Origin of the sequence: Streptococcus sp. HMSC063B03 (genome assembly GCF_001836965.1) — a bacterium.
Classification (GTDB): Bacteria; Bacillota; Bacilli; order Lactobacillales; family Streptococcaceae; genus Streptococcus; species Streptococcus pneumoniae_F.
On sequence record NZ_KV831033.1, the window covers coordinates 1 to 248 of the forward strand.

General features: G+C 40.7%; 1 pseudogene. It reads right to left on the reverse strand.

What is annotated here, in order from left to right:
* Positions 1-248: pseudogene (locus HMPREF2628_RS04735) on the reverse strand (hypothetical protein); the annotation flags it as partial.

A 248-nucleotide genomic window follows, 5' to 3' on the forward strand; every position in this document is an offset into this window, starting at 1 on the left:
TAGTTAATTACTGTATCTTGACTTGGATCTGTTGGGATGTTTGGTACTACATATCCTTTTGATGGATCTTTCGGATCAACTGGTTTAAGTGGGTTGCCATCTTTATCTTCTGGAGTGAATCCTGGAACGTATGGTAACACTTCTGTTGGTTGTCCTGGTTTTGTTGGATCTTGTGGGTCATTTGGATACTTGATTGGAGTTGTTGGTTGACCTGGGATGTTTGGAATCCATGATCCGATTGGTTTGTA